We start from the raw sequence: 6968 nt of genomic DNA on the forward strand, positions 1-6968 counted from the left end.
GCCGATCGACAGAGCGGACCTAACGCCGTCTCTACGATAACCTTGGCTAAGATGCCTTGGACCAGCCGATATTTTTGCATTGAACCAAAACTGGCCGAGTGCCGGCGTGTCGAGAGTATCGAGCGTGGGTAGCTCCTGAGCGACTCGTTCTGCCAGTTCCCGCAGATCGTCCTTCACATAGTAAAGGTCATCCCAATCGATACGGGTCAGCAGGACCTTTGAGTTTTTGCCTAGTGGATTTTCACCTCTGGTCGCGCGTCGGATTCTTTGAACGCGAGTTCCGTCGATCTCAACCTGCTGGTCTGTATGCAAAGTTACAGTGATCATGATCCCCTCCCACATTGGAAATGGGCCAGCTTGCACGATTAAGTTGATTTAGTCGAGTTACACAAAATCAGTAGAAGTTGATTAGCGGTCTAATCTGCAATCGACCAAGGAGAACCAAATGGATCCTTCAATAGCGCCCGCCTCACGAGCCGCAGCGGTAACGCCGAACGATTCCGCCATTGTCGGCGCCCGAGCCCTCTACATCGGCACGGCCGGCGACGTAGCCATTGCGCCGCGTAGGGATATGGACCCCGTCATCTTCAAGAGCGTGCCGGCCGGGACGATCCTGCCGGTTCATGCCGCCATCGTGGCGCTCACCGGAACCACGGCTTCCAACATCATCGCGCTGTTCTAGGCGTCACAATCCGTCACGGTGACGTCACGTTACGTCACGTTACAGCAGCCCCGCCGATCAGAAGGCAGGACCATGACAGGCAGACCCACTAAGTTCACGCATACCCTTGCTGACATCATCTGCGAGCGGATCGCTGACGGCGAAAGCCTGCGATCGATCTGCAGGGATGACGCCATGCCGGCAAAGTCGACCGTCCTCGCTTGGTTGGCTGATGACGACAAGACCGCTTTTCGGACCAAGTATGCGCAGGCGCGCGAGATCCAGGCCGACGGCTTCGTCGACGAGATGGTCGAGATTGCCGACGACGGCACGAACGACTGGATGGAAAAGAAGAACGCCGACGGTGAATCGACCGGATGGCAGGAGAACGGCGAGGCGCTTCGACGCTCGCAGCTCCGCATCTCGACACGGCAGTGGATTGCCGAGAAGCTGAAGCCGAAGAAGTATGGCGCCAAGGTCGAGCTGGAACACGGCGTGACCGGCGAGGTGTCGCAGCTGCTGGAAGCTATCAATGGCAAGACCCGCGGACTTCCAAGCGGCAGTTGATCAGTTCTCGGACTGGCGCTGGCGTCTGAACAACCTCTACTGGATCACCGACAAGGAAGGCAAACGGGTCCGGTTCGAAATGAACTGGGCTCAGATGACTTTCTTCGAGCAGATGCATTATCTGAATGTGCTGCTGAAGGCGCGCCAGCTCGGGCTGACGACGTTCATCCAGATCTTTATGCTCGATGCCTGCGTATTCAATCGAGACATCCGCGCTGGTACGATAGCGCACACTCTTGGTGATGCGCAGACCATCTTTCGGGACAAGGTGAAATACCCTTACGACAACCTGCCCGAGGGTATCCGGGAAGCGGTGCCGATCGTTAGGGATAACCAGACAGAACTGCTTCTGGGGAACAACTCAAGCATCCGCGTCGGCACCTCGCTCCGATCGGGCACGCTGCAATACCTCCATATCTCGGAGTATGGGAAGCTCTGCGCCAAGTATCCGGAGAAGGCGAGGGAGGTCCGAACCGGCGCCCTCAACACCGTCCAGGCTGGGCAGCTGGTGTTCATAGAAAGCACTGCCGAGGGGCAGGAGGGGCATTTCTACAATCTCTGCGAGGACGCCCAGGTAAAGCACCGCCAGGCATCAGCGCTGACGCCACTCGATTTCAAGTTCCATTTCTTCCCGTGGTGGAAAGAGCCGCAATATTCGATCGATCCCGCCGGCGTCATCATCACGGACGCGTTCGCCAAGTATTTCCACGCCTTGGCCGAGCAGGGTATCGAACTGACGGATGGTCAAAAGGCCTGGTACGTCAAAAAGGCTGAAACGCAGCTCGGGGACATGAAGCGCGAATATCCGTCGTCGCCGGCGGAGGCGTTCGAAGCCAGCGTAGAGGGTGCATACTATTCGGATCAGATGGCGGTGGCCGACGCCGAGGAGCGCATAGGCATCTATCCGCATGTGGCGGGCTACCCTGTTCACACGATATCCGACATTGGCATGGACGACACGAACAGCGTCTGGCTCTTCCAGGTGCTCCCGAGCCGCGTTCGGATGATCGGCTACTTCGAACACACTGGCACCGGCATGGACGGCATGCTCGACGAGCTGGAGCGGCGCGGCGCCGAGTACGGCTATGTCTATGGCGTGCACAACATGCCGCATGACATCAAGGTCAGGGAATGGACGCGCGGCGGCATGACCCGCATCGAGGTGATGCTGGCGGAGGTCAAGGCGAGAAACCTGGGCACTGTGCGCAAGATCGAGCGTGCTTACGTCCACGACCGCATCAACGGCACGCGGCGCATCCTGGCAAAGATCGAGTTCGACCAGGCGGGATGCACTCAGGGCATCAAGTGCCTGCGGAACTACCGAAAAGAATGGGACGAGGATCTGAGCGTGTTCCGCGACGTTCCCCTGCACAACTGGGCATCTCACGGCGCCGACGCCTTCGGGGGGCTTGCGATCATCTTCACCGGATTGGCGGCCGAACCGCTCAAGCCTGAACCAAAGCCGCTGCGGACGTTCCAGACCATGACGTTCAACGATTTCGTCAACTCCACACCGACCCAGAGCGAGCACGTTTGATGGACGACGAAGCCACGACATTGCCGGGCGGTGAGCAGTACGACCTGGCAAAGGTTGGCGCGCACTGGCAGCAGGAGCTTGAGCGCGGACAGCGATACTTCAAATCTTGGATCGATCGCTGCACCAAGATTGAGAAGATCTACCTTCAGCAGGCCGACCAGCAGAGCGCGAAACGTCGATTCCCGATGCTGTGGGCGAACATCTCGGTTCTGCAGCCGGCTGTCTATGCCCGTGTCCCGCAGCCCGTCGTCGAGCGGCGCTTCAAGGACTCTCAGCCGGTCGCGCGCATGGCTTCGGAGCTGGTCGAGCGCAATCTTGCGTTCACGGCCGATGATGCGGATCTGGATTCGCTGATGCGGGCTGTGCGCGATGACTTCTTGCTCTGCGCCCGCGGTACGGTCTGGCTGCGGTACGAGGCAGATTTCGAGCCGCTCGACATAGGTGTTGAACCTTCGAATGCGCCGGTTCTGGACATGCAGGGCGATGATGGCGCCCCAACGCCTGAGCAGATCACCGATGAACGGGTTTGCATGGACTATGTCCACTGGTCGGACTTCCTGCACTCGCCGGCTCGCCGCTGGAAGGATGTGACGTGGGTGGCGCGACGCGTTCCCATGACAGACGAGGAGTTCGACAAACGCTTTCCCGAGGGGCGGGCAAGCCTGGCTGCAAACGGTGCCGGCTCCAATCACGGGACCAACCAGACCGAACGCGCTCAGAACGAGGGTAAGACATACGTCTGGGAAATCTGGTGCAAGAGCGAGAATTATACCGTCTGGATCGCCGAGGGTTCGCCCGTGGCTCTGGAGGTATCGGAGCCGCCGCTGAAGTTGGCGCGCTTCTTTCCGTGCCCGCGGCCGGCATTCGGAACACTGTCGACCAGCTCGCTTATCCCGGTGCCTGACTACGTCTATTACCAGGGCCAATGCGACGAAATCGACGTTCTGACGAAGCGCATCAACAAGCTGACGGATCAGCTCCGCTTGAAGGTGTTCTATCCATCAGGTGACGGTTCGGTATCGCCGGCAATCGAAAAGGCCATGCGGCCCGACAATGACACGGTGATGGTGCCGATCCCGGAATGGGCCGCATTCACTGACAAGGGCGGCTCCAACGCTATCGTGACGCTGCCTATCGATCAGGTTCAAAAGGTCATCGTGGCCTGCATCGAGGTGCGCAAGCAGCTTGTGGAGGACGTCTATCAGATCACCGGTATCTCGGACATCGTCCGCGGCGATACTCAGGCCTCCGAGACGGCGACGGCGCAGCGCATCAAAAGCCAGTGGGGTTCTATCCGCATCCGCGACCGCCAGGCCGAACTGGCACGGTTTGCACGGGATATCGTCAACCTCGCCGGCGAAATCATCTGCGACCAGTTCCAGCCGGAGACGCTGATGCTCGTCAGCGGTATCCAGCTTCCGACCGCGGCGCAGAAGCAGCAGGTCCAGATGCAGATGCAACAGCAGCAGATGGCGCAGCAGCAGGCAGCGATGCGAGCTCAGCAGATGGGGCAGCCAGCACCACCGCCGCAGCCTCCCCAGTTGCCGCCTGAAATGCAGAAGATGATGGAGCAGCCAACGATTGATGAAGTCGTGCAGCTGCTCCGCAATGACAGTGTGCGGGGCTTCAGGATCGACATCGAGACGGATTCGACGATCGAGCCGGACGAGGATGCCGAAAAGCAGCGCCGCATGGAATTCGTGCAGATGGTCGGCGGCTTCATGCAGCAGGCGGGCGCGATAGCACAGCAGACGCCGATGCTTGTCCCTGTCATGGTCGAGACGTTGCTGTTTGCAGCTCGTGGCTTCAGGGCAGGGCGTCAACTCGAAAACACACTGGAGCAGGTCGGCGCGCAGCTCTCCCAATCGGCGACTGCTCCCAAGCCTCCGCCGGAGCCCACGCCCGAGCAGATGATCAATCTGAAGACGGCGCAGGTGAAGGCCGGCGCCGAGGAAAAGAAAGCCCAGCTCAGCGTCGCCCAAGCGCAAATCGAGCATCAGACCACGATAGAGCAGGCGCGTAGCGACATGGCGGCACAGGCACTGCAGCAGTTCCAGCAACAGCCACCAGCCTACCAGTGAACGAGGGAAGCATGAGAGAACGATACTGCCGCGTCTGCGGCGGCTGGCACCAGCTCGACAAATGGCCGCACAACTGCATGCCGGCGCAGAACCCCGCACAGTCGGATCTGCCGGCGCCGCATTTCGTCAGCGACAGCATCGATATCCAGTCGATGCATGACGGCCAGCATTACAGCTCGAAAGCCAAGCTGCGCTCCGCCTACCGGGCGGCCGGCGTCGTCGAGATCGGCAATGAAAAGCCCCAGCCGATCGAGAAGCCAAAAACGGATCGTAACGAGATCCGGAGCGAATTGCGGCGAGTTCACGCCGAATACAACGCCTGAACGGGCATCAATCCCCGAAATAGGAAACATCCGACATGGAAGACCTGATTAACGAGGCCGGCAACGGCAGCGAAGACCTCGGCACGTCCACCGAAAAGCCGATCAGCATCCGCGACAGCCTCAGGGCCGCGATCGACAGCGCCGACGGTAACGTCTCGGCGTCCAGCAGCACGGATCGCCAGCGCGATGAGCACGGCCGCTTTGCCCCGAAGGAGCCGGACAAGGGCGCGACCGTTCCAGCGGCTCAGCAGGCCGCTGCAGCATCGCCGAAGCCAGCAGATGCACCAGCTGCAGCAGCCGCACAGACGCCAGCCGTGGCGCCCGAACAGCAGCCGGCCGCAACGACGCACCGTGTGCCCCCTGGCTGGTCGGCTGAGGCAAAGGCCCAATTCGGGACCCTGCCGCCCGAGGTGCAGGCCGCCGTCGCCAAGCGAGAGCAGGAGGTCGACAACGGTTTCCGGGTTCTCCAGGATTACAAGGGTCTTGAGGAATTCACGCCCATCGTCAGGCAGGCCGGCACGACACATGCCGATGTCATGCGGAAGGCGATCGACTGGGAACAGTCGCTCATTCGCGACCCGGTCAACACAGTCATTCACGTCGCCAGGATGGCCGGCGTCAATCTTCAGGCCCTCGTCGCCGGGCAGCAGGACCAAATCCTGCAGCGCCGGCCGCAACAGGCCCAGCAACAGCCAGCGCCTCAGCCCGTCAACGTCGAGGCAACGGTTGAACAGGTACTTCGGAAACGAGACACTGAAACTCAGGTCAATGCCTTCATTTCCGACCCAGCAAACGTGCACGCCGAAGCCGTTCTCGACGACATGGTTGCCCTCATCAGCGCAGGGCGAGCATCGAGCCTCAAGGACGCCTACGACGCCGCATGCTGGATGCGCCCGGACATTCGTCAGCAGTTGATCAGCCAGACTGCACAACCGGCGCCCGATCCAAATGCCCACAGAGCCGCAGCGGCCGATCAAGCCCGCAAGGCATCTCGCTCCATTTCTGGCTCATCGGCGCCCGGTCCTTCCCGTGACGCAACAGCCAGCCAGCCAACCACCATCCGAGACTCGCTCCGCAGCGCTATGCACGCTGCCCGCGGTCAGGTGTGATCAAAGGAAGTGATCAATGCCCGTTTCGCCAAATCTCTCTGAAATCGTGACCACGACGCTGCGGAACCGCAGCGGCACGGTCGCCGATGACGTGACGAAGAACAACGGTCTTCTCTCTCGTCTCAACAGCCGCGGCCGCAAGAAGCCCATCTCCGGCGGCCGCACCATCGTCCAGGAACTGCAGTACCAGGAAAACAGCACCTTCAAGCGCTATTCCGGCTACGATATCTTGAACGTCCAGCCCTCCGACGTCATCACCGCTGCTGAATACGACCTCAAGCAGGCCGCGGTCGCCGTCTCCATGTCCGGCCTCGAACAGCTGCAGAATTCAGGCGAGGACGCTGTCCTCGATCTGCTCGAACAGCGCATTGAGAACGCCGAAACCACGCTGAAGAACAACATCGCGCTCGACTGCTATTCCGATGGCACCGCCGATGGCGGGCGTCAGATCGGCGGCCTGCAGCTGTTGATCTCGACCTCTCCGACATCAGGCACCGTCGGCGGCATCTCGCGCGCCACCTGGGGTTTCTGGCGCAACCAGAAATTCTCGGCCTCGGCCGATGGTGGTGCGGCCGCCACGAATGCAAACATCCAGAGCTACATGAACCGGCTCTACATGTCCTGCGTTCGCGGCTCCGACGCGCCTGATCTTGTCGTCGCCGACAACAACTTCTTCCGCCTCTACTGGGA

General features: G+C 60.6%; 8 protein-coding genes. 7 read left to right on the top strand and 1 reads right to left on the bottom strand.

The features are described from left to right. On the bottom strand, positions 1–327 hold a 327-nt coding region (locus AC1D1Z_RS31795), incomplete at its 3' end, for a hypothetical protein (RefSeq protein WP_477852822.1). Between the two features lie 118 nt (positions 328–445). On the opposite strand from AC1D1Z_RS31795, the gene AC1D1Z_RS31800 reads away from it, so the two are divergent. From AC1D1Z_RS31800 to AC1D1Z_RS31830, 7 genes are all read left to right on the top strand, one after another. Beyond that, on the top strand, positions 446–682 hold the full coding sequence (locus AC1D1Z_RS31800) for a spike base protein, RCAP_Rcc01079 family (protein ID WP_007627056.1): 237 nt from the start codon (positions 446–448) through the stop codon (positions 680–682). A 72-nt stretch (positions 683–754) separates the two neighbouring features. Continuing rightward, complete coding sequence (locus AC1D1Z_RS31805; protein ID WP_477852824.1) at positions 755–1228, top strand: terminase small subunit-like protein; 474 nt, start codon at positions 755–757, stop codon at positions 1226–1228. Then, entirely contained in the window at positions 1194–2765 is a 1572-nt protein-coding gene (locus AC1D1Z_RS31810; protein WP_477852826.1) for a terminase, read from the top strand. Before AC1D1Z_RS31805 ends, AC1D1Z_RS31810 begins: the two co-directional genes overlap by 35 nt. Then, positions 2765–4846 carry a hypothetical protein gene (locus tag AC1D1Z_RS31815; protein ID WP_477852828.1) on the top strand — a complete coding sequence of 694 codons (2082 nt, stop codon included), beginning with the start codon at positions 2765–2767 and terminating at the stop codon, positions 4844–4846. The genes AC1D1Z_RS31810 and AC1D1Z_RS31815 overlap by 1 nt, the downstream gene beginning before the upstream one ends. 11 nt (positions 4847–4857) lie before the next feature. Then, on the top strand, positions 4858–5169 hold the full coding sequence (locus AC1D1Z_RS31820; RefSeq protein WP_477852830.1) for a hypothetical protein: 312 nt from the start codon (positions 4858–4860) through the stop codon (positions 5167–5169). A 35-nt stretch (positions 5170–5204) separates the two neighbouring features. Further along, entirely contained in the window at positions 5205–6278 is a 1074-nt protein-coding gene (locus AC1D1Z_RS31825; RefSeq protein WP_477852832.1) for a hypothetical protein, read from the top strand. Positions 6279–6294: 16 nt separating this feature from the next. Continuing rightward, positions 6295–6968, top strand: a 674-nt coding sequence (locus AC1D1Z_RS31830) for a phage major capsid protein (RefSeq protein ID WP_477852834.1), incomplete at its 3' end; no start/stop codon positions are given.

This window comes from Rhizobium sp. P1_E1, assembly GCF_056406015.1.

Coding starts and splice junctions, on each gene's coding strand:
- AC1D1Z_RS31800 (WP_007627056.1), top strand. CDS start 446: ATGGATCCTTCAATAGCGCCCGCCTCACGAGCCGCAGCGGTAACGCCG.
- AC1D1Z_RS31805 (WP_477852824.1), top strand. CDS start 755: ATGACAGGCAGACCCACTAAGTTCACGCATACCCTTGCTGACATCATC.
- AC1D1Z_RS31815 (WP_477852828.1), top strand. CDS start 2,765: ATGGACGACGAAGCCACGACATTGCCGGGCGGTGAGCAGTACGACCTG.
- AC1D1Z_RS31825 (WP_477852832.1), top strand. CDS start 5,205: ATGGAAGACCTGATTAACGAGGCCGGCAACGGCAGCGAAGACCTCGGC.
- AC1D1Z_RS31810 (WP_477852826.1), top strand. CDS start 1,194: ATGGCAAGACCCGCGGACTTCCAAGCGGCAGTTGATCAGTTCTCGGAC.
- AC1D1Z_RS31820 (WP_477852830.1), top strand. CDS start 4,858: ATGAGAGAACGATACTGCCGCGTCTGCGGCGGCTGGCACCAGCTCGAC.